The organism is Gordonia sp. LMA167 (assembly GCF_058130025.1).
This window is the reverse complement of the sequence record NZ_CM176708.1, coordinates 4,896,333-4,917,859: the sequence shown is the minus strand read 5'-3', so window position 1 is coordinate 4,917,859 and position 21,527 is coordinate 4,896,333. Positions and strand designations below refer to the sequence as shown.

At 67.2% G+C, this 21,527-nt stretch carries 21 protein-coding genes; 16 read left to right on the top strand and 5 right to left on the bottom strand.

All coding sequences use genetic code 11. From position 1 onward, the window contains the following. Positions 1-35 precede the first annotated feature (35 nt). From nadD to holA, 8 genes are all read left to right on the top strand, one after another. Positions 36-740 (top strand): nicotinate-nucleotide adenylyltransferase, encoded by a 705-nt coding sequence (gene nadD / locus ACVT6V_RS22355; RefSeq protein WP_489896289.1) that lies wholly within the window; start codon positions 36-38, stop codon positions 738-740. A 46-nt stretch (positions 741-786) separates the two neighbouring features. Beyond that, on the top strand, positions 787-1,149 hold the full coding sequence (gene rsfS / locus ACVT6V_RS22350) for a ribosome silencing factor (protein WP_489896288.1): 363 nt from the start codon (positions 787-789) through the stop codon (positions 1,147-1,149). Then, on the top strand, positions 1,146-1,859 hold the full coding sequence (locus ACVT6V_RS22345) for a histidine phosphatase family protein (RefSeq protein WP_489896287.1): 714 nt from the start codon (positions 1,146-1,148) through the stop codon (positions 1,857-1,859). Before rsfS ends, ACVT6V_RS22345 begins: the two co-directional genes overlap by 4 nt. Next, complete coding sequence (gene octT, locus ACVT6V_RS22340) at positions 1,856-2,617, top strand: diglucosylglycerate octanoyltransferase (protein WP_489896286.1); 762 nt, start codon at positions 1,856-1,858, stop codon at positions 2,615-2,617. Before ACVT6V_RS22345 ends, octT begins: the two co-directional genes overlap by 4 nt. A 9-nt stretch (positions 2,618-2,626) precedes the next feature. Beyond that, on the top strand, positions 2,627-3,475 hold the full coding sequence (locus tag ACVT6V_RS22335; protein WP_489896285.1) for a DegV family protein: 849 nt from the start codon (positions 2,627-2,629) through the stop codon (positions 3,473-3,475). A gap of 103 nt (positions 3,476-3,578) precedes the next feature. Continuing rightward, a complete protein-coding gene (locus ACVT6V_RS22330) occupies positions 3,579-4,580 on the top strand; it encodes a ComEA family DNA-binding protein (RefSeq protein ID WP_489896284.1) in 1,002 nt (333 codons plus the stop codon). After that, complete coding sequence (locus tag ACVT6V_RS22325) at positions 4,577-6,148, top strand: ComEC/Rec2 family competence protein (protein ID WP_489896283.1); 1,572 nt, start codon at positions 4,577-4,579, stop codon at positions 6,146-6,148. The genes ACVT6V_RS22330 and ACVT6V_RS22325 overlap by 4 nt, the downstream gene beginning before the upstream one ends. Next, positions 6,132-7,109, top strand: a complete 978-nt coding sequence (gene holA, locus ACVT6V_RS22320) for a DNA polymerase III subunit delta (RefSeq protein ID WP_489896282.1) — start codon at positions 6,132-6,134, stop codon at positions 7,107-7,109. Before ACVT6V_RS22325 ends, holA begins: the two co-directional genes overlap by 17 nt. Positions 7,110-7,279: 170 nt before the next feature. Here holA and rpsT read toward each other — a convergent pair whose 3' ends face one another. Beyond that, entirely contained in the window at positions 7,280-7,540 is a 261-nt protein-coding gene (rpsT, locus tag ACVT6V_RS22315; RefSeq protein WP_489896281.1) for a 30S ribosomal protein S20, read from the bottom strand. A 187-nt stretch (positions 7,541-7,727) separates the two neighbouring features. On the opposite strand from rpsT, the gene ACVT6V_RS22310 reads away from it, so the two are divergent. The 4 genes from ACVT6V_RS22310 (at position 7,728) to ACVT6V_RS22295 (ending at position 12,568) form a co-directional block, all read left to right on the top strand. Beyond that, positions 7,728-8,858, top strand: coding sequence for a sulfotransferase family protein (locus ACVT6V_RS22310; protein WP_489896280.1), 1,131 nt, complete (start codon positions 7,728-7,730; stop codon positions 8,856-8,858). A 67-nt stretch (positions 8,859-8,925) separates the two neighbouring features. Then, positions 8,926-10,755, top strand: a complete 1,830-nt coding sequence (locus ACVT6V_RS22305; RefSeq protein WP_489896279.1) for a circularly permuted type 2 ATP-grasp protein — start codon at positions 8,926-8,928, stop codon at positions 10,753-10,755. Further along, positions 10,752-11,729 carry an alpha-E domain-containing protein gene (locus tag ACVT6V_RS22300; RefSeq protein ID WP_489896278.1) on the top strand — a complete coding sequence of 326 codons (978 nt, stop codon included), beginning with the start codon at positions 10,752-10,754 and terminating at the stop codon, positions 11,727-11,729. The genes ACVT6V_RS22305 and ACVT6V_RS22300 overlap by 4 nt, the downstream gene beginning before the upstream one ends. Beyond that, complete coding sequence (locus ACVT6V_RS22295) at positions 11,726-12,568, top strand: transglutaminase family protein (RefSeq protein WP_489896277.1); 843 nt, start codon at positions 11,726-11,728, stop codon at positions 12,566-12,568. Before ACVT6V_RS22300 ends, ACVT6V_RS22295 begins: the two co-directional genes overlap by 4 nt. 231 nt (positions 12,569-12,799) lie before the next feature. Here ACVT6V_RS22295 and ACVT6V_RS22290 read toward each other — a convergent pair whose 3' ends face one another. From ACVT6V_RS22290 to ACVT6V_RS22280, 3 genes are read right to left on the bottom strand one after another with little or no spacing between them, the layout of a single operon-like run. Continuing rightward, entirely contained in the window at positions 12,800-13,219 is a 420-nt protein-coding gene (locus ACVT6V_RS22290) for a type II toxin-antitoxin system PemK/MazF family toxin (RefSeq protein WP_489896276.1), read from the bottom strand. Next, a complete protein-coding gene (locus tag ACVT6V_RS22285; protein ID WP_489896275.1) occupies positions 13,216-13,881 on the bottom strand; it encodes an alpha/beta hydrolase family protein in 666 nt (221 codons plus the stop codon). The genes ACVT6V_RS22290 and ACVT6V_RS22285 overlap by 4 nt, the downstream gene beginning before the upstream one ends. A gap of 41 nt (positions 13,882-13,922) precedes the next feature. Beyond that, positions 13,923-14,063 carry a hypothetical protein gene (locus tag ACVT6V_RS22280; protein WP_489901081.1) on the bottom strand — a complete coding sequence of 47 codons (141 nt, stop codon included), beginning with the start codon at positions 14,061-14,063 and terminating at the stop codon, positions 13,923-13,925. On the opposite strand from ACVT6V_RS22280, the gene lepA reads away from it, so the two are divergent. The 3 genes from lepA (at position 14,002) to ACVT6V_RS22265 (ending at position 18,943) form a co-directional block, all read left to right on the top strand. Next, positions 14,002-15,861, top strand: a complete 1,860-nt coding sequence (gene lepA / locus ACVT6V_RS22275; RefSeq protein ID WP_489900964.1) for a translation elongation factor 4 — start codon at positions 14,002-14,004, stop codon at positions 15,859-15,861. The two genes, ACVT6V_RS22280 and lepA, sit on opposite strands and share 62 nt — an antisense overlap. Positions 15,862-15,865: 4 nt before the next feature. Further along, on the top strand, positions 15,866-17,902 hold the full coding sequence (locus ACVT6V_RS22270; protein ID WP_489896274.1) for a M3 family metallopeptidase: 2,037 nt from the start codon (positions 15,866-15,868) through the stop codon (positions 17,900-17,902). Positions 17,903-18,034: 132 nt separating this feature from the next. Further along, positions 18,035-18,943: a cation diffusion facilitator family transporter gene (locus ACVT6V_RS22265; protein WP_489896273.1), complete on the top strand. Its 909-nt coding sequence runs from the start codon at positions 18,035-18,037 to the stop codon at positions 18,941-18,943. Positions 18,944-19,064: 121 nt separating this feature from the next. On the opposite strand, the gene ACVT6V_RS22260 is transcribed toward ACVT6V_RS22265, so the two are convergent. Next, complete coding sequence (locus ACVT6V_RS22260; RefSeq protein ID WP_489896272.1) at positions 19,065-21,092, bottom strand: glycoside hydrolase family 15 protein; 2,028 nt, start codon at positions 21,090-21,092, stop codon at positions 19,065-19,067. Positions 21,093-21,220: 128 nt separating this feature from the next. Between ACVT6V_RS22260 and ACVT6V_RS22255 the strand changes: the two genes are divergently transcribed. Further along, positions 21,221-21,421 carry a hypothetical protein gene (locus ACVT6V_RS22255; protein WP_489896271.1) on the top strand — a complete coding sequence of 67 codons (201 nt, stop codon included), beginning with the start codon at positions 21,221-21,223 and terminating at the stop codon, positions 21,419-21,421. Positions 21,422-21,527 lie beyond the last annotated feature (106 nt).

Below are 21,527 nucleotides of genomic sequence, written 5' to 3'. Positions count from 1 at the left end.
GGACAACTGCGGCCGACCGCGTAAACTCACACGTCATGGCCACCGACCGCCCGCCGACTTCGCAGCCGCGCGCACGTCGCATCGGCATCATGGGCGGTACGTTCGACCCGATCCACAACGGGCATCTGGTGGCGGCCAGCGAGGTGGGGCACCGCTTCTCTCTCGACGAGGTCATCTTCGTCCCGACGGGTCGCCCCTGGCAGAAACTCGCCGATCCGGCGGCCGAGAGCGAGGTGGATGCGAACCGGCCGGTGAGTCCGGCGGAGGACCGCTATCTCATGACGGTCATCGCCACCGCGTCCAACCCTCGGTTCACGGTGAGCCGGGTGGACATCGAGCGCGAGGGTGACACCTACACGGTGGACACGCTGCGCGACCTGCGCGCCATGCACCCGGAGGCCGAGCTCTACTTCATCACCGGCGCCGACGCACTCGAGTCCATCCTGTCGTGGCAGGACTGGGAGGAGCTGTTCGAACTGGCGCATTTCATCGGTGTCAGCCGGCCCGGCTACGAATTGCACGCCAAGCACCTGGCCCACCACCTCGAGGCATTGCCCGACGACACACTGCAGATGCTCGAGATCCCGGCCCTGGCCATCTCGTCGACCGAGTGTCGCGCCCGCGCGGCACGAGGCCGCCCGGTCTGGTACCTGGTACCCGACGGCGTCGTCCAATACATCGCCAAACGCAAGCTGTACCGTGCACCGAAGGCATCCTCGCCGGGGGTCTCCGCACCGTGAGCACCCCGCGCGGCGACAGCCGCGACCCCACTATGGAAGGACACCTGTGACTGCCTCAGCCGAAGCGCTGGAGATGGCCACGGTCGCGGCGCACGCCGCCGCCGACAAACTCGCGCACGACGTCACGGTCATCGACGTCTCCGAACAGCTCGTCATCACCGACATCTTCGTGATCGCGTCGGCGGACAACGAGCGGCAGGTGACCGCGATCGTCGACGAGGTGGAGGACAAGCTGCGGGAAGCCGGGCGCAAGCCGGTCCGCCGTGAGGGCACCCGGGAGGGGCGCTGGGCGCTGATCGACTACGCCGACATCGTGGTGCACATCCAGCACACCGATGAGCGGCACTTCTATGCTTTGGAGAGTCTCTGGAAGGACTGTCCGGTCATCGACGTGGACGGCCTTTCGTGAGCGGCGGTCCCGACGATCACGACACCTCGGTCGAGCGCCTCACGCCGGTTGTCCGGCGGCTGATCTTGTTGCGCCACGGTCAAACCGAGTACAACGCCGCCAGCCGGATGCAAGGGCAGCTCGACACCGAGCTGTCTGCGTTGGGGGTGCGGCAGGCCGAGGCCGCCGCGGTGGCACTCGCAGATCGTGCGCCGATGCGGATCGTCGCGTCGGACCTCACCCGAGCGCGCGACACCGCGGACGCTTTGGCGCGGCGCGCCGGGCTCCCCATCACCACCGACGTACGGCTGCGCGAGACCCATCTCGGCGACTGGCAGGGCATGACTCACATCGAGGTCGATGAGGCCATGCCGGGCGCACGTCGGATCTGGCGCGACGACGCCTCATGGTCGCCGCCGAACGGAGAGAGCCGCATCGACGTCGCCCGCCGTGCCGTGCCGCTCGTCGACGAACTCGTGGCCGATCTCGATGACTGGGGCAGCGGTGACCTGCCCGAGGCGCCCGTGGTTCTCGTCGCCCACGGCGGTGTCATCGCGGCCATGACCGCAGCGTTGCTCGGCCTTCCGGAGACGTCCTGGCCGGTGTTCGGCGGACTCGCGAACACGAGCTGGGTGCAGTTGTCGGGACACGGTGTGCCCGGCAGCCCGCCCCGGTGGCGGCTGGATGTCTGGAACGCGTCGGCCGAGAGCGCGGACGCGGGCGTGCAGTGAGTCTGCTCGTCCTGTCGGATTCGCTGGCCTACTACGGTCCGACCGGCGGGTTGCCCGCCGACGACGCGCGCATCTGGCCGAATCTCGTGGGTGAGGACTGCGAGCGCGAGGTCGCACTGTTCGGGCGGATCGGGTGGACGAGCCGAGATGTCTGGTGGGCGTTGACGCAGGACCCCAACATCTGGGCCGCGGTACCGTCTGCGGAGGTCGTGATACTGGCGTTCGGCGGGATGGACAGCCTCCCGTCACCGCTGCCGACGGCCGTGCGCGAGCAGATCCGCTATGTGCGACCCAATCGGGTCCGGCAGGTCGTCCGAGACGGCTATCAATGGCTGCAGCCCCGGCTGTCCAAAGTCGGATGGCCCGTCGCACTGCCACCGCACATCACCGTCGAGTACCTCGACAAGATCCACGACGCGCTGACCCAGCTGCGGCCCGACCTGCCCGTCCTACTGTGCCTCCCGCCCACGCACCGCAGCCCCTACTACGGTCACGTGCACAGCGGGCGGATCCCGACCACCGCGGCGATGCTGCGGTGGGCACATGTCCACGGCGTGCCCACCGTCGACTTCTATCCGGCGACTCGGGACGCCTTCGGCGCGGCGGAGTACGAGATGAACCCGGACGGTATCCACTGGGGATTCGACTGCCACCGGCGCATCGCCGACGAGGTCGTGCCCGCGGTCCGACGAGTGCTCGATCGGCGTCCGCGCGCAGCGGGTGATGGGCGTCCCGCCGACGTCGAGCCGACCCGCTAACGTAGACGCGTGCCAGTCGTCGTCGTCACCGACTCATCGTCGCGGCTGCCGGCCGCAGTCGCCGATCACTACGGCATCCGGCAGGTTCCGTTGCATCTCGCCCTGGACGGCAAGGACTACCTCGAGGGCGTCGACGACATCCCGGCCGATATCGTCTCGACCCCGGGTGTGACCACCTCCGGGGCCAATCCGCACGAGTTGAGAACCGCGTATGCCGAGGCGCTGGAGGCCAGCGACGGAGATGGCGTGGTGGCGGTCCACATGTCGCGGCGGCTGTCGGGCACGTGGGGAGCGGGTCGTCTGGCCGCCGAGGAATTCTCCGGGCAGGTACGCATCGTGGATTCGCGTTCGGTCGGGCTCGCCGTCGGTTTCACCGCGATCGGTGCGGCGCAGGCGGCGACCGCGGGCGCCGACCGGGATCGTGTCTACGAATCGGCCATTCGCCAGGCGTCGACGATCGAGTCCATGGTGTGTGTCCACGACCTCGAGAACCTGCGGCAGAGCGGCCGGATCAGCGCGGCGAGCAAGATGCTCGGCTCGGCGTTGTCGATCAAACCGATCCTGCACATGGTCGACGGCATGCTGACACTCAAGGAACGGCATCGCACCTTCTCCAAAGCGCTCACCAAGATGGTCGACGCGGCGGTCGAATCCGCCGACGGGCGACCGGTCACCCTCGGGGTACAGCACAGTGGGTCGCCCGAGCTGGCTCGCGAGCTCGCCGGGCAGTTGACGGATCGGCTCCGCGTGGTGACGTCGGAGATGATCGTGGATCTGGGTCCGGTCCTCGGCTGCCATGTCGGTTCGGGCGCCATCGGGATCACGCTCGCGACCCATCTCGATCCGATCGAGGTCTGACCGACGCGGCACCGGCGTCCACAACCGCGAATCGATCCACAGAAGTCGGCGGGATCTCGGGCGACGGCCGAATCGGGCCCCGCGGTCCATACGCTCGACGGGCATGAGCACCTCAGCGCCTCGTCGTGACGGAGCCGGCGTCGACCTCGGTCGCAGGCGGACCGCGCTGGACCGGTTGGCCACCCCGACAGCCCATCCCGAACCACTCGAGGGGCGGCCGGACTCCGAACGAGACGGGCAACCGGCCTCCGCCGCCACGAGTCCGTGGGGTGTGACGGCCGTTCCCACCTGGCTGAACCCATCGGTGCACGATGAGCACCAGGCGGACGATCAGATCACCGACCGGGCGCGGATGAGCGTGGGGGACAGGTTCGGCGAACACGACCCCGACGAGGACGAGGACGATCAACCGCGGCGACGATTCCTGGTCGCACCGCCCGCGGCGATCGCGCTCATCCTGGTCGGCGTCATCGCCTGCGTGGTGGCCGGCATCTCGTTGCTGCGACAGGACTCCCAGACCGCGACGCCGGTCGCATTCGGGGCCCAGGCCGGCCCTACCGCCACGGCCGAATCCGGCATCAGCACGGCCGCGCCCCCGTCCGAGTCCGCCGAACTCGTCGTCAGCGTCGTCGGTCTGGTGCATCGTCCCGGTCTCGTACGACTCGCCGGTTCGGCGCGCGTCGCCGATGCACTGGCCCGGGCCGGCGGGGCCCGGAAGGGTGCTGACCTGCTCTCGCTCAACCTCGCCCAACGTCTGCACGACGGTGATCAGATCTTGGTGGGTTACGTCGGTGACGGTGGACGGATGGCGCTGCGCAGCGCCGTGGTGGGCGCATCCGGCAGTTCCGGGTCGCCGACGTCAGGAGGAATCGGGACCGATCCGACATCGGCCGCCCCCGGCGGTGGCACGGCGGGCAAGGTCGATCTGAACACCGCTACCGAGGAGCAGCTCGATGCTCTACCCGGGGTCGGTCCGGTGACGGCGAAGGCGATCCTCGCGTGGCGTGACGCGCACGGGCGATTCACCTCGGTCGAACAACTCGGTGAGGTCGACGGGATCGGTCCGGCCCGCCTGGCCCGGCTGCGCGATCAGGTCACGGTGTGAGTCGCGGGACGTTGTTGGATGGGATGTTCCCCACCGGCGATTACCGGCTGGTGGGACCGGCTGTGACCACGTGGGCTGTCAGCCTCGTCGTCCTCCTCGGCCCGTCCTGGATCGGCTGGCCGCTGGCTGTCACCGGCGTGGGCGGATGCCTCGCCTGCACAACCGCGGTGCGGTCGGGTCGGGTGTCCTGGTCGGCGGTGTCCGTCGTCGTGGTGGCAAGCGGAATGGCCGCGATGACCGCCGGCGGAATCGCCCTGCGAGTGGAGGCCAGGGCCGAACACCCGCTGTCGCAGGTGGACGGCAAGGTCCGAGTGGCCGGGGTCATCCGGGACGATCCGGTCTCGGTGGGCCCGGCCAGGACCGGGCGAGTCCGTATGGCCGCCGACATCGACGTCGTGGACGGGCGCCGTGCGATCGCGATGCGGGCCGAGCTGACCGCCGCGGCCGACACGTGGTCCGAACTCGTTCCCGGGCAGCGATTCTCGGCGACCGTGCGGGTCGGCCCGCCCCGCCGTGGAGAACTGATCGTCGGTCGGCTGGCCGCGGTGTCGGCTCCACGCCTGACCGGTCGTCCGCCTCCGCATCAGCGACTGGCAGTGGCGATACGGCAACGGCTGCAGGAGGTCTCGGCGCGGGCACTCGGCCCGGAGGCCGCCGGGTTGCTACCCGGCCTGGTTCTCGGCGATACCAGCGCGCTCGATGCGGAAGTACGCAACGACTTCCGGGCCGCAGGTTTGTCGCATCTCGTCGCCGTGTCGGGAAGCAATTTCTCGATCGTCTGTGGCGCCGCGGTCATGGCGGTACGCATGCTCGGGGCATCGCCGCGGGTCACCGCGCTCGCGGGGGCATTGATCGTGGTCGCATTCGTCATCCTGGTGCGGCCGTCACCGAGTGTGCTGCGTGCGGCGATGATGGGGATGGTCGGTCTGCTCGCGTTGGTCAGATCGAGGCGAGCACAGGCGCTGCCGGCGTTGGGTGCCGCGACGATCATCGGTCTGCTGTGCTGGCCCGACATGGCCCTCGCGCCCGGCTTCGCGCTCTCCGTGCTGGCCACCGTCGGTCTGGTGCTGTGGTCGTCGACCCTACGAGACTGGTTGCGCGGTAGACGGATTCCGTCCGGTCTCGCCGAACTCGTCGCGATGGCGCTGGCGGCGCAGTTGGTCACTGCGCCGATCATCGCGTTGATGAGTGGTCGGTTCAGTGTCGCCGGCATCGTGGCCAATGTCCTGGTGGTGCCGGTGGTGGCACTGATCGGCATCGTCGGAACCACTGCAGCGGTCGTCGGGGCGATCGGAGCCCGGCAGGGGATCGGGTCGAGTTGTGCCGAACTCATGATCCGGGCGCTCGGACCCGAACTGTGGTGGATGTTGACCTGCGCCCGGATGCTCGGCGGGCAGTCGTGGGCGACGGTGCCGGTGCCCTCGGGCGTCACGGGCGCGGCCGTGGTCGCCGCGGTGACCATGCTGAGCGTCGTGACAGTCGTGCATGCTCCGCGGCTGTGGCGGGCCGCCCGTCGTGGCGGCCGGATGTCTGTCGGTTCCATCTGGCACGATGGTCGCCGTGACTGAACGCCTGCACCTGCTGCTCGGGGACGACGACTTCCTGACGGGGCGGGTGATCACGGCCGTGGTCGCCGAACAGTCGGCCGCCACGAACAGCGACGTCCCGGTCACCCGGGTTCGCGCCGGCGACGTCACCGAACACGAGTTGGCCGAACTGCTCAGTCCGTCGCTGTTCGCCGAGGACCGCGTCGTCGTGGTCGAGTCGGCCGCGGATGCGGGCAAAGAGCCGGCCGCGCTGATCGCGTCGGCGGCGGGAGCGCTGCCGGACGGGATCACCCTGATGGTCGTGCACACCGGCGGAGGCCGTGCGAAGTCGTTGGTACCCGCGCTCAAGAAGTCCGGCGCCGTCGAACACGACTGCGCCGCTCCCAAATGGCCGTCAGAACGTATGGACTTCGTGCGCAAGGAGTTCCGTCTGCTCGGCGCCCGGGTCAGCAACGATGTGGTCGAGCACGTGGTCGAGGGCGTGGGATCAGAGCTACGCGAGTTGGCCGCCGCCTGCAGCCAACTCGTCGCCGACACCGGCGGCAAGGTGACCGTCGATGCCGTCCGCCTCTACTACCAGGGTCGCCCGGAAGTGACCGGGTTCGAGGTCGCGGACAAGGCGGTGACCGGTGACCGGTCCGGCGCTCTGGAATCGTTGGCCTGGGCCGAGCACCACGGCGTGCCTCGGGTGCTGCTCGCCGATGCGCTGGCAGAGGCGGTGCACGGGATCGCGCGAGTGCGCGCGATGGGATCGATGGATCAATACGCGGCGGCCTCCGAACTCGGCATGCCACCGCGGCGGGTGAAGAAGCTGCAGGCGCAGGCCCGTGCGTGGGATTCGGCGTCCATCGCGTCCGCGGTCATCGTGGTGGCGAAACTCAACGGTGACGTGAAAGGGCAGGCCGCCGACGCCGACTTCAGCCTGGAGAACGCGGTGGCGACAGTGGCCGATCTACGTCCGACACGCGATCGACGCGGCTGAGAACTTCCGTCGCCGTCCGGCTGGGCGGTCACGGCGGCCCGGTCGGTCACGGGGAGTCCCGCACGCTCAGACCGGCAGGAGCCGCGTCGACACAGCGCAGCTCACCCCGGTGACAGCGTGGATGTCACCGGGGTGAGTCGAGAAGGATCTGTGCTTCGACCGACGAAGGGTCAGAGCTTGTTGACGGCCAACGCCATGGCCGACTTCTTGTTGGCGGCCTGGTTGGCGTGGATAACGCCCTTGGAGGCGGCCTTGTCGAGCTGCTGCCCGGCGGAACGAGCCAGTTCGGTGGCCTTGTCCTTGTCGCCGGCCTCAGCGGCTTCGCGGAAGCTCCGGATGGCGGTCCGCAGCGACGACTTCACCGACTGGTTGCGCTGACGACGTGCTTCGTTGGTACCGATGCGCTTGATCTGCGACTTGATGTTGGCCACGCGTGTATTCCTCTTGATCTGTAGGTTCTTGCTCGTTCTGGACAGGTCGCGAGCGGCTCGCGCCTGAGCAGGTCGGACGGTCGTTTCGCACGTGTTCACGTCGACGCTGCAACAGCGAACGACTTTACCAGCAGCTGACGATGCGACCCAAATCGCTGCGCCACCTCACACTAGGCTGTCGAACATCATGTCAGTCGTCTTCATACACATCGGCCTACCCAAAACCGGAACGACACACCTCCAGGACCGCCTCTGGCGTAACCGTGACCTGGCATTACAGTCGTCCGGCCTGCTCTATCCGGGCAACCGGATGACCGACCACTTCCATGCCGCGGCGCACCTGCAGCCGGAACGCTACCTGGACTGGGTGAACCCGGATTTCGCCGACGTCTGGCCCAAGCTGGTCGCGCAGATGAAGGCGTGGCCCGGCACGTCGTTGCTGTCGCACGAGCTGTACGCGACGGCCACACCCCGGCACATCGACACGCTGATCAAGGATCTGGCGTTCGCCGACGAGGTTCACGTCATCGCCACCGTCCGCGATCTGGCCCGGCAGTTGCCGTCGGTGTGGCAGGAGAACATCAAGAACCAACGTCGCGCCGACTTCGGCGAGTTCCTCGCCTCGGTCCGCGCCCACGGGCCCGCCGTCGCCGGGTTCGTCGCGCCGACCGACGGCATCGAGGAGCCGTTCTGGGAGTTCCAGGACTATGTCCGCATCCTCGGCGACTGGGCTGCGGCGGTGGGGCCGGAGCGGGTGCATGTGGTGACGGTGCCCAAACAGCGCGACGTGCCGGGCGACTCGATCTGGGACAGATTCCTCCGGGTGCTCGACGTCGACCCCGCCCCGCTCACCCTGGATGTACCCACGCTGAACTCCTCACTGCCGGCGGCCCAGGCGGAGTACCTGCGATTGCTCAACCATCACCTGCAACCATCCGACATCGAATGGCGCAGGTATGACGGAGTCGTCAAGGGACAGGTGATTCAGATCCTGAAAGAGGCCCGGGGCGTGCCGCTGGGGCTGAGCTCGGATCAGCGCGTCTGGGTGGCACAAACGGCCCAGGACATGGTCGCGGCGGTTCGATCGCAGGGATACCCGGTGACCGGCGACCTCGAGGATCTCGCGGTCAGTACCTCCGCGGGGGCCGACGCCGAGCCGCCGACCATGCAGCATGTGCTCGATGTCGCGGTCGAGACGATGGCGGAGATGGTGAAGGTCGCGCCCATCAACAGCGCATCGCCGCGCTGGCGGACCCGTGGGATGAATGTCGTCCGGCGCGCCCGGCGACGAGTGCTGGGATTGCGCCGGTCGATCTGAGGCCGATGACAGGGCGCATACCCAACCGTCATGCCGAATCCAGCTTTTTGTAGCACCATGTCAGGTTATGAGTCCCGCGTCGACGACCTCAGCGTCCAACAAGCGAACAGCAACAAAGGCCGCGACCGCCAAGTCGAACGCGACCGGAACGGCGAAGAGCGGTAAGGCGGCCGGGGGCCGCGGCGACGGCACACGATCCCAATCGGGTAGCAGATCGCGATCGAGGGACACCGCCGCTCCGGCGAAACGTGCCAAGACCGTTGTCCGGGAACCGAAAGCGATCGACAACACCATCTTCGCCGGGTATGGCCAAGGTCCGTATGGCCAGGCTTTCGACGAGATGTTCGACGCCGACGGCGATGTCCGGACCCCGTACCGCGGAATCTACAAGGCGATGTCGGAGTACGACCGTGCCGATCTGGATGTGCGGGTGGACGCGCTCGGTCGCGCCTTCATCGACCAGGGCGTGACGTTCTCGCTGTCGGGCAAGGAGCGTCCGTTCCCCCTCGACGTTGTGCCGCGGGTGATTTCGGCCGGTGAATGGAGCAAGCTCGAGGCCGGCATCACCCAGCGCGTGCAGGCTCTCGAACTCTTTCTGGACGACATCTACGGTGAGCAGGAGATCCTGCGCGACGGCGTGCTGCCCAAGCGGCTGGTCCATTCGTGTGAGCATTTTCACCGGCAGGCGGCAAACATCCGGCCGCCCAACGGAGTCCGTATCCATGTCGCCGGGATCGACCTCATCCGGGACGAGAACGGCGACTTCCGGGTGCTCGAGGACAATCTGAGGTCTCCGTCGGGTGTCTCCTACGTGATGGAGAACCGCCGCACGATGGCACGTGTCTTCCCCGACCTGTTCTCGTCACACCGGGTCCGGGCGGTGGGCGACTACCCGAGTCACTTGCTTCGGGCCCTGCGTGCGTCGGCTGCGTTCAACGAGGCGGACCCGAACATCGTCGTGCTCACACCGGGTGTGGCGAACTCGGCGTACTTCGAGCACTCGCTGCTCGCCCGGCTGATGGGCGTCGAGCTCGTCGAGGGGCGCGACCTGTTCTGCCGAGACAACATCGTCTACATGCGCACCACCGAAGGGGAGCAACGCGTCGACGTCATCTATCGCCGCATCGACGACGACTTCCTCGATCCGATGCAGTTCCGGCCCGACTCGATGCTCGGCGTCGCCGGTCTGCTGAATGCCGCGCGGGCCGGCAACGTGGTCATCTCGAGCGCGGTCGGCAACGGGGTCGGTGACGACAAACTGATCTACACCTACGTGCCGGAGATCATCGAGTACTACCTCGGGGAGAAGCCGTCGCTGATGAACGTCGACACGCTGCGGTGTTGGCTGGACGACGAGTGCGAAGAGGTGCTCGACCGCATCGACGAACTCGTCGTCAAACCCGTCGAGGGTTCCGGCGGATACGGCATCGTGTTCGGCCCGGACGCCACCAAGGCGGAGCTCGACACACTCGCGCGCAAGGTGCGCAACGATCCTCGCGGTTGGATCGCCCAGCCCGTGGTGCAACTGTCCACGGTGCCCACGAAGATCGACGGCGAGGTGCGGCCGCGGCACGTCGACCTCCGACCGTTCGCCGTCAACGACGGCGAGTCGGTCTGGGTGTTGCCCGGCGGCCTCACCCGCGTCGCGCTACCCGAGGGTTCGCTGGTGGTGAACTCGAGTCAGGGCGGCGGCTCCAAGGACACCTGGGTGCTCGCATCTTCCCGGTCGTCGGAGGAACGGGAACTCTCGGGTGCGAAGGTGGTCAACGCGAGCGGCGTGGCCGCGGCCCGGCCGGCGGAGAGCGCCCCGGACCCGTTGCACACGCAGTCCCAGCAACAGCAGCAGGGCCAACAGCAACAGGGACATGGCCCAGACATGCGAGGTGAGCAGCAATGACGCTGGCGCGCAACGCCGAATCGCTCTATTGGATCGGCCGCTACGTCGAGCGGGCCGACGACATGGCACGCATTCTCGACGTGGCGATCCATCAGCTGCTCGAGGACGCGACCGTCGACGTCGATCGACAGGCGCGGCTGGTGATCCAGGTGCTGGGCCTCGAAGCACCCGACGATGACCTCGAACTCGACGTGTGGTCGCTGACCGAACGCGTCGCCTACGACAAGAATTCTGTCGGTTCCATCGTCGACCTCATCCATGCGGCACGCGAGAACGCCCGCGGCGCACGCGAGGTCACCTCGAGCGAGATGTGGGAGTGCCTCAACACCACCTACAACGGTTTGAGCGATGCCGAGCGGCGGGCACGCCGACTCGGACCGCACGAGTTCCTCTCGTATGTGAAGAACCGTGCGGCGATGTTCGCCGGGCTCGCCGATGCAACCCTCAGTCACGACGACGGGTATCGCTACCTGCTGCTCGGGCGATCGGTGGAGCGTGTCGACATGACCATCCGGATGTTGCTGTCCCGTGCGGGCGACCGGGTGACGTCGCCGGCCTGGGTCAGCGTTCTGGTGTCCGCCGGTGCGCAGGACACCTTCCTGCGTACCTACCGCGGCGTCCTCAACGCGGAGAACATCGTCGAGTTCATGCTGCTCGACCGGTTGTTCCCGAGGTCGGTCTTCCACGCGCTGAGCGTGGCGGAGAACAATCTGATCGAGCTCGAGAAAAGGCCGAGTCGCGTCGGTGCCCAGGCTGAGCCGCTGCTGCTCCTCGGTCGGGCCCGGAGCTCGTTGGAGTTCCTCGAGCCGGGCAAACTGCTCGATGACCTGCAGGATCGGCTGATCGACCTCCAGGACACCTGTCGAGAGGTCAACGAGGCCGTCACCGGCCAGTACTTCCACGTGGCGCCCTATGTGTCATGGGCGGATGCCCGGGTCAGTGAGGACCATGTGATCGAGGAGAGTGAGCTGTGAGCTGGCGTCTACGCGTCGTCCATTCCACCGGATTCGCCTACAAGAGTGCGGTGACGTCGTCGTACAACGAGGCCCGGCTCACTCCGCGCAGTGACACTCGGCAGAACGTCATCGTCAACCGGGTGGAGACCGTCCCGGCGACGAGGTCCTACCGATACACCGACTACTGGGGAACCGCGGTCACCGCGTTCGACCTTCATGCGCCGCATGAAGAACTCGAGGTGTCGGGAATGTCGGTCGTCGAGACCGAGGCCGGCGGACGGCCCGATGAGCAGCGCACATGGGACGAGATGCGCAGTGACTATGTGCACGACCGCTACGACGAGATGCTCTCCTACACCACCTATGTGTGCAAGAACCGCCAACTCGCCTCGGCGGCAAACCGGTTGGCGAAGGGACTCGAACCCGAGGCGGCCGTCGAGGCGGTGTGCCGATACGTACACGAGGAGATGGAGTACGTGCCGGGGACGACAGGCGTGCACACCACCGCCGTCGACGCCTGGAACGAGCGCAAGGGTGTGTGCCAGGACTACGCGCACCTGACTCTGCTGATGTTGCGCAGTCTGGGGATCCCGGCACGGTATGTCTCCGGCTATCTGCATCCGAAACCGAATGCTGCGATCGACAAGACCGTCGAGGGCCAGAGCCACGCCTGGATCGAGGCCTGGACCGGCGGTTGGTGGGGGTACGACCCCACCAACGACACCCCGATCACCGAGCAACACGTCTCGGTCGGCGTCGGACGTGACTACGCGGATGTGTCACCGCTCAAGGGCATCTACACAGGTGGTGGCGCAACAGATCTCGATGTGGTGGTGGAGATCACGCGGCTGGCGTGACGACGCGGTCGGCGCCGTGGCGGCCGCTCGGGTGAGCAGCTCTCTGGTCGATCGCGGCGCCGACGGCACCCCACCCCTCGCTGACCGAGTAGGTGATGCCACCCGGCCTGGCCAGGGGATGCCGCCTTGCCTCGCTGATCGAGTAGCTCCCTGGTCGATCGCGGCGCCGACGGCACCCCACCCCTCGCTGATCGAGTAGGGGACGAGCGGCAGCGAGGAGCCGTATCGAGATCACCGCCACCCGAAGTCGGTCCGTAACCGCGTCGCCACGATCTCGAACCGGTCGACGTCGAGGATCGCGCCCTCGCGCCGGATACCGTGCTCGGCCACCATCAGGACGCGGTCGAGCCGGACGAAGCTCTCGCGGCGCCATGCGTCCCAGACACCGGTGCCCAGCGAGATCCAATCCGGGTCGTCGCGGTGCCAGTCCTTGCTGGAGAGCATGAGCCCCAACAGGTGGGACCTGTCGGTGTCGTCCACATCGCGGCCGACCACCAGAACTGGCCGGTCCTTGCCCCTGGCCGCATCATCCTCGAACACGACCCAGGTCCAGACGATCTCACCGGGATCGGCGGCGCCGTCGAGGTCGGGGGCGTAGACGATCTGTCGGGCATACCGGTGGGTCGGGTGTCCCGGGCCGATGGTGGTCACGACGCGGCCGGCCCGAAGAACAGCTCCATGACCGCGTCCGCGGTCAGTGCCGCGGTCGGCTTGCGGTCCGGGTTCAGGTTGTGGCCGACCTTCTCCATCTCGACGACCCGGGTGGGTGCCGGGATCAGCGCGACCGCCGCCGTGAGTTCGTCGGTGGTCGCGAACGGGTCGGTGCTGCCGTGCACGATCACCGTCGGCACACCGATCGCCGGGAGATGCTCGGTCCGCAACCGGTCGGGCTTGCCCGGCGGGTGCAACGGATACGACGTCAGCAGCAGGCCGTCGGCCAGTTCGGGCTTCTCGGCTACCGTCATCGACGCCTGCCGACCACCGTAGGAGTGTCCACCGACGATGAGAGGTCCGCCGGACTCGTTCCGGAAGAGAGCACAGGCGGCTTCGATGCCGGCCCGGTCGGCCGCGGCGGTGGACGGGCTCGGCGGGCCCTTCGGGCGTCGCTGGCGGTAGGGCAGGTCGATGCGGGCCACCACCAGCCCGCGCGAGCAGAGTTCGTCGGCGACGGCACGCAGGATCACCGCGTGCCGATTGCCGCCCGCGCCGTGGGCGAGGACCGCCACACCGATGCTTGCGCCCGATGGCCGGGACACCTCGGCGATCACGCCGTCGGAGTCGTATGACGTCGTTTCCGGGGTCGTCGAGGTCATGCCACACACGGTAGCGGCGAGCGTGGGCGACGACACCACGGTCAGACATGAGAAACTGGTGGGGAGTTGCGGTCGAACGGCCGTACGACATCGCCATGCACGTTTGCAAGGAGCAGTTCGATTTCGACCTTCGCCGACACCACCTTCACCGACCCCGCGCGGATCCGGAACTTCTGCATCATCGCCCACATCGACCACGGAAAGTCCACCCTGGCCGATCGGATGTTGCAGCTCACGGGCGTGGTCGAGGAACGACAGATGCGTGCGCAGTACCTCGACCGGATGGACATCGAGCGCGAACGTGGCATCACCATCAAGGCACAGAACGTGCGGTTGCCGTGGCATGTCACCGACGCCGACGGCGTCACCACCGACTACGTGATGCATCTCATCGACACCCCCGGCCACGTCGACTTCACCTATGAGGTGTCCCGCGCGCTCGAGGCCTGCGAGGGCGCGGTTCTGCTGGTCGACGCCGCGCAGGGAATCGAGGCGCAGACCCTCGCCAATCTCTACCTGGCGATGGAGAACGACCTCACGATCATCCCGGTCCTGAACAAGATCGACCTCCCGGCGGCCGACCCCGACCGCTACGCGGCGGAGATCGCCCACATCATCGGATGCGAACCCGACGACGTTCTGCGGGTCTCCGGCAAGACCGGCGAGGGGGTCGGGGCGCTGCTCGATCAGGTGGTCCGACAGATACCCGCACCCGAGGGTGATGCCGACGCGCCCGCCCGCGCCATGATCTTCGACTCGGTGTACGACACCTACCGCGGTGTCGTCACCTATGTGCGTGTCGTCGACGGCCGTGTCGTGCCGCGCGAGAAGGTCCTGATGATGTCCACCGGCGCCACCCACGAGTTGCTCGAGGTGGGCATCGTGTCGCCGGAGCCCAAGGCGACGAAAGGCCTCGGGGTGGGTGAGGTGGGCTACCTCATCACCGGTGTCAAGGATGTCCGGCAATCGAAGGTCGGTGACACCGTCACCACCGCCCGCAACGGCGCCGAGCAGGCGCTCACCGGGTACCGCGAACCCCGGCCGATGGTCTACTCGGGTCTGTACCCGGTGGACGGATCGGACTATCCGGTGCTGCGCGAGGCCCTCGACAAGCTCCAGCTCAACGACGCCGCGCTCACCTATGAGCCCGAGACGTCGGTGGCCCTGGGCTTCGGCTTCCGCTGTGGCTTCCTCGGGCTGCTGCACATGGAGATCACCCGCGAGCGGCTAGAACGCGAGTTCAACCTGGATCTGATCTCCACGGCGCCCAACGTCGTCTACCGGGTGGTGATGGAGGACGGCGCCGAACACACCGTGACGAATCCGTCGGACTGGCCCGACGGCAAGGCCCGCCACATCTACGAGCCGGTGGTGAAGACCACGGTCATCGCCCCGAGCGAGTTCATCGGCGCGATCATGGAGCTGTGTCAGTCGCGCCGCGGTGAACTCGGCGGCATGGACTACCTGTCCGAGACACGCGTCGAGCTGCGCTACACCCTTCCGATGGCCGAGATCATCTTCGACTTCTTCGACGCCCTCAAGTCCCGAACCCGCGGGTATGCCAGCCTCGACTACGAGGAGGCCGGCGAGCAGGAGGCCGATCTGGTCAAGGTGGACATCCTGCTGCAGGGCGAGGCGGTCGACGCGTTCAGCGCCATCGTCCACCGCGAGGCGGCATACGCCTACGGCAACAAGATGGCCACCAAGCTCAAGGAATTGATTCCCCGCCAACAGTTCGAGGTGCCCGTGCAGGCGGCGATCGGGTCGAAGATCATTGCGCGCGAAAACATCCGGGCGATCCGCAAGGACGTGCTCGCCAAATGCTATGGCGGCGACATCAGCCGTAAGCGCAAACTGCTGGAGAAGCAGAAAGAGGGCAAGAAGCGGATGAAGACGATCGGCCGGGTCGAGGTCCCGCAGGAGGCGTTCGTCGCCGCTCTGTCCACCGACGCCGCGGGAGACAAACCGAAGGGGAAATAGACCGTTGGACAACAGCCGCACCGCCAATCCGGTTCTGGTCCAGAGCACGCTGCCACACGGCCTGCCCGATTTCGCCTCGATCAGCGACGACGACTTCCTGCCGGCGTTCGCCGACGCGATGGCCGCGCAGCTGGCAGAGGTCGAGGTGATCGCCACCGATCCGCGTGCGGCGACGTTCGCCAACACGATCGAGGCGCTCGAACTCTCGGGCCGGGACCTCGCGCGCGCGAGCGGCGTCTTCTTCAATCTCGTCGGGCCGGACACCAATCCGCAGCGCAACGACATCTCCCAGAAGTTGTCCACCCTGCTCACCGAGCACGCCAACACCATTGCCATGGACGAGCGGCTCTACGCCCGCATCGTGGATCTGTACGACCGTACGGACGAACTCGACCTCACCGAGGCGCAGCAGCGGCTCCTGGCCAAGCGATACCGCGAATCGATCCGCGCCGGGGCCGGCCTCGGTCCGGACGACCAGGCGCAGATGCGTCAGATCTCCTCGCGGCTGGCCTATCTCACGACCACGTTCTCGCAGAAGATCCTCGACGACACCAACGCCTCGGCGGTTCTCGTCGACGACGCGGCCGACCTCGACGGGTTGTCGCCGGGCGAGATCGCGGCCGCCCGTCGTGCCGCGGCCGACGCCGGTCACGACACCGGGTATCTGATCACCCTGGAACTGCCGACGAGCCAGTCCGTGCTGAGGTCACTGACGAATCGCGATGTGCGACAGAAGGTGTTCGAGGCCTCGGTCAACCGATGTGCCCGGGGCAACGAGCACGACACACGCGAGTTGGTCCTCGAGATCGTCGCGCTACGGGCGAAACGCGCGCGGATGCTCGGCTACACCGACCACGCCGAATACGTCATCGCCGAGGAGACGGCGCCAGATCCCGCGGCCGTCCTCGAATTGCTCGGCGAGCTGACCGAATCCGCGCTTCGCGCCGGTGGGCGGGAACTCACCCGGCTGTCCGCGCTGGCCGACGAGGAGATCGGTCCCGCCGACCTCACCTATTGGCTGGAGCGCGAGAAGCGGGCGACATCGGCTGTGCCGCTTGATGATTTCGCGAACTACTGCGAGCTCGACAACGTCCTGGAGCACGGCGTGTTCCATGCCGCCGAGAAGTTGTACGGCCTGCGGTTCACCCGCCGGCACGACCTGGCCGGCTACCACCCCGACGTCCGGGTGTGGGAGGTGAGAAACGACAGCGGGCGCAGCATCGGATTGTTCCTCGGTGACTACTACGCGCGGCCGTCGAAACGCGGTGGGGCCTGGATGAACAACATCGTCGATCAGTCGAATGTGCTGGCCACGACGCCCATCGTGGTGAACGTCCTCAACCTCACCAAGCCCGAGGACGGCAAGCCGTGTCTGCTCACGATGGACCAGCTGACCACGCTGTTCCACGAGTTCGGCCATGCGCTGCACGGTTTGCTCTCGGCGGTGGACTATCCCTCCCAATCGGGCACCTCGGTGCCGCGCGACTTCGTCGAGTTCCCCTCACAGGTCAACGAGATGTGGGCGTTGCACCCGTCGGTGTTGTCGAACTATGCGCGCCACCACGAGACGGGCGAGATGATCCCCGCCGAACTGGCCGATGCCGCTCGCGCCTCGGCGAACACCGAGACCGCCCACGCCACCATCGAATACCTCGCCGCGGCCGTGCTCGATCTCGCCTGGCATCGCATCACGGCCGACGACACCGTGGGTGACGTCGAGGCATTCGAGGCCGACGCGTTGCGATCGGCCGGATTCGTCGGCGACCTCATCCCGCCGCGCTACCGGAGTGCGTACTTCAACCACATCTTCGGCGGCGGATACTCAGCCGGCTACTACTCCTACATCTGGTCGGAGGTCCTCGACGCCGAGACCGAGCAGTGGTTCATCGCCGAGGGCGGGTTGCGTCGACGCAACGGGCAGCGGTTCGCCGACGCCACCCTGTCACGGGGTGACAGCGCGGATCCGCTCGTGGCCCACCGGGAACTGATCGGTCGGGACCCGGAGATCGGGCCGTTGCTGGTGCGACGCGGGTTGGGGTGAGCTGATGACCGCCGCTGAAATCCGCCCTCGAGCGGGCCGACGTCGGCGATGCGCCGACAGCACCCCGCTGACGGGTGGTTTTCCGTTGGAGGCGTTCGGCTCTGCGGTCGGTGCGGGACCGATGATCGATCGATGACCGCCCGCGACACGCGCGGTGACCTGTCGCGCTTCGCGCTCCTGAGTATCGGGGCGGCGATCCTCACGATCGCTCTGAAGACCTTCGCCTGGTTGCTCACCGGTTCGGTGGGACTGTTGTCCGATGCCGCCGAGTCCCTGGTGAATCTCGTCGCCGCGATCGGTGCCTTCGTCGCCTTGCGGGTCGCCGCGCGGCCCGCCGATGCCGGACACAATTTCGGTCATACGAAGGCCGAGTACTTCTCGGCGGTGGCCGAGGGCGCGATGATCATCGTCGCCGCGGGGGCCATTCTTCTCGCTGCGATCGACCGGCTGCTGCACCCGTCCGAATTGCAGTCCGTGGGAGTGGGACTCGCCATCTCGGTCGTCGCGACGGCGATCAACGGAGCGGTGGCGGTGATCCTGCTCCGAGCCGGACGACGACACCGGTCGCTCACACTGGAGGCCGATGGGAAGCACCTGATGACCGATGTGTGGACCACCGCCGGCGTCGTGGTCGGCGTGCTGCTGGTCGCGGTCACGGGCTGGTTGCCGCTCGACCCGCTCATCGCCATCGCAGTGGCGATCAACATCCTGGTGGTCGGTGGCCGGCTGATCTGGCGTTCGGCCGCCGGCATGATGGATGCGGCGCTCCCGGCCGACGACAGGGCCCGGATCGATGCGGCGCTGGCCGAGTATCGCGACCGCGGGGCCGACTTCCACGACATCCGGACCCGCGAGGCCGGCCATCGACGATTCGTCCAGATGCACATGCTGGTTCCCGGCGATTGGACGGTGCAGCGCGCCCACGATGTCGTGGAGGAGGTCGAGACCGACCTGCGCGCGGCACTCACCCACCTCGATGTCACGATCCACGTCGAACCGATCGACGATCCGCGGGCGTATGAACCGTGGCGGCTCGACTAGCGGTCGAGATACGCCACCCGATCTCGGGTTGTGCGAGTCCGATCGGTTCTGTCGACGCGATCTCGGGTTCTCTCGGCGCGATTGCGGGTTCTGTCGGCGGATTTCGGGGTTCTGTCGCGGGTCAGTGGTGTGCGGGCTGGAACGTCCCGTGGCTGGCGGCCTCCTCGGCCCGGATCACGTGCATGACGGCGTTGATGAGCGCGAGATGGGTGAACGCCTGCGGGAAGTTCCCCAGGTGTTGCCCGGTGTTCGCGTCGATCTCCTCGGCGTACAGCTTGAGCGGACTCGAATACGACAACAGCCTCTCGCACAGGGCCTTTGCGCGCGGCAGCTCGCCGATCTCCACCAGCGCCGACACCAGCCAGAACGAGCAGATGGTGAAGGTGCCCTCCTCGCCGGTGAGTCCGTCGTCGGTCTCCTCGACGCGGTACCGCAGGACCAACCCGTTCTCGGTCAGTTCGTCGGCGATCGCGAGCACGGTGTTGCGGACCCGATAGTCGTCCGACGGCAGGAATCGCAGCAGCGGGACCAGGAGAAGCGAGGCGTCGAGGGCGTCGTCGCCGTAGCGCTGGGTGAACACACCCTTCACGTTGACGCCGTGTTCGAGGATGTCCTCCCGGATCTCGTCGGCGATCCCCGCCCAGGTCTTCGCATACGACTTCTCGCCGTGCAGCGCCGCCAGACGCGAGCCGCGATCGAGTGCGACCCAGCACATGACCTTCGACGACGTGAAGTGCTGCGGCTCGCCGCGAACCTCCCAGATGCCGCGATCGGGCTTGCGCCAGTTCTTCACCGCCTCCTCGACCTGCGCCTTGAGTACGGGCCAGAGCGTTTCGGGTACTGCCTCGGTCGACTTGGTGTTGAGGTAGACCGAGTCGAGCATGGTGCCCCAGATGTCGTGCTGGGCCTGGTTGTAGGCCCCGTTGCCGATACGAACGGGACGGGCACCGTCGTAACCGGACAGATGGTGGAGTTCTTCCTCCTCGAGGGTGCGTTCGCCGCCGACGCCGTACATCACCTGCAGCGGGTGGTGCTCGGAGTTCGTGATACCCGACACGTCGGCGATGAAGGAGAAGAAGTCGTCGGCCTCGCGGTCGAGACCCAGCGTGTACAGACCCCAGAGAGCGAACGTCGAGTCGCGCACCCACGCATACCGGTAGTCCCAGTTGCGTTCGCCGCCGGGGGTTTCCGGTAGGGACGTGGTCGCCGCGGCGAGCAGCGCGCCGGTGGGGGAGTAGGTCAGGCCCTTCAGGGTGAGTGCCGAGCGCTGCAGATGTGTGCGCCACGGGTGATCGGGGAACGTGCCCGCGTTGATCCACTGTCGCCAGCATTCCGAGGTCGACCACATCTTCTGCGCGGCCTCCTCGAAATTCTGCGGAGCAGGCTGCCGCGACCAGGACAGGGCCACGAAGCGATTGTCACCCTCGACGAGTCGTGTCCGGGCCCGGGCCTCACGGCCCTCGAGGCCGAGCCGCAGATCCGTCGTCAGTTTCAGGGTGGGGCCCGGTGTGGTGGTCCCGGTCGCCGTGGCGATCGCCTCACCGTACGCGGGGCCCGAATACTCCCAGGCGGTGTTCGCACGGTGATAGTCGAAAGCAGGTTCACAACTCACCGAGAGTTCCACGGTGCCGGAGACACACCGCACCGTCCGCAAAAGTATGTGCTCGGCATCCCAGTCGGTGGGGGTCCGGCGGTGCGTGGTGGACCGTCGCTCGTTGTCGTGCCACGGACCCATCACCAGCGCATCACGGACCACGATCCATCCGGTGTCGGTCTGCCAGGTGGTCTCCACCATCAGGCTGCCGGGCAGATACCGACGGTCGACCGGCACGTTCACCCCATAGGGAGCCAGTCGGAAGTGTCCGGCGGTGCGGTCGAGGATGGCTCCGAACACACTCGGGGAATCGGGCCGCGGCACACACATCCATTCCACCGACCCGTTGCGGGCGATCAGACAGTTGGTCTCGGTGTCGGACAGGAACGCGTAGTCACCGATCGGCGGGAAGGCATTGTGGCTCGGCGTCGCGGGCGAGAACGCCTTGGCCTCGGGGTCGACGTCGGTGGCGTCCTGCGGCCCGTCGGACATGTCGGGTTCGTCGACGGTGCCGACGGGTAGCGCAGTGACGGCAGCGTCTTCCGGAGGAGTCATGGCTATATCATTGCGAGCGGCCCCGGTTGCCGCCACTCGGCCGTGAGCGGGCCGGCCGACATTAAATTCATCCTGAGTCAAACCCGAGACGATGTCCGATTCGGGTGAAGGGTGGGAATGAGGTGAACATGACATCGCTGGCCAACTGGTGGGATGGCGTCGAGGAATGGTTGACGGGTCTGTCATTCGTCCCGCAGCTGCTCGTGACACTCGTCGTGGTCATCCCGTTCGCTGTTCTCGTGGCCATGCTCCTCAATGTGCTGGTGGATACGGTGTCGGCCCTCGTCGACCGCCGCCGCTTCGCCGACGACGACGGCACGGGGTTGTAGCCGATGATCCGATCCAGAGTGACCCTCGCTCTCATCGCACTGATCCTGCTCGTCCTGCTCGCCTGGGTGCTCACGCGCTAGCACGGCGGACGGCCCGGGCCCAAAT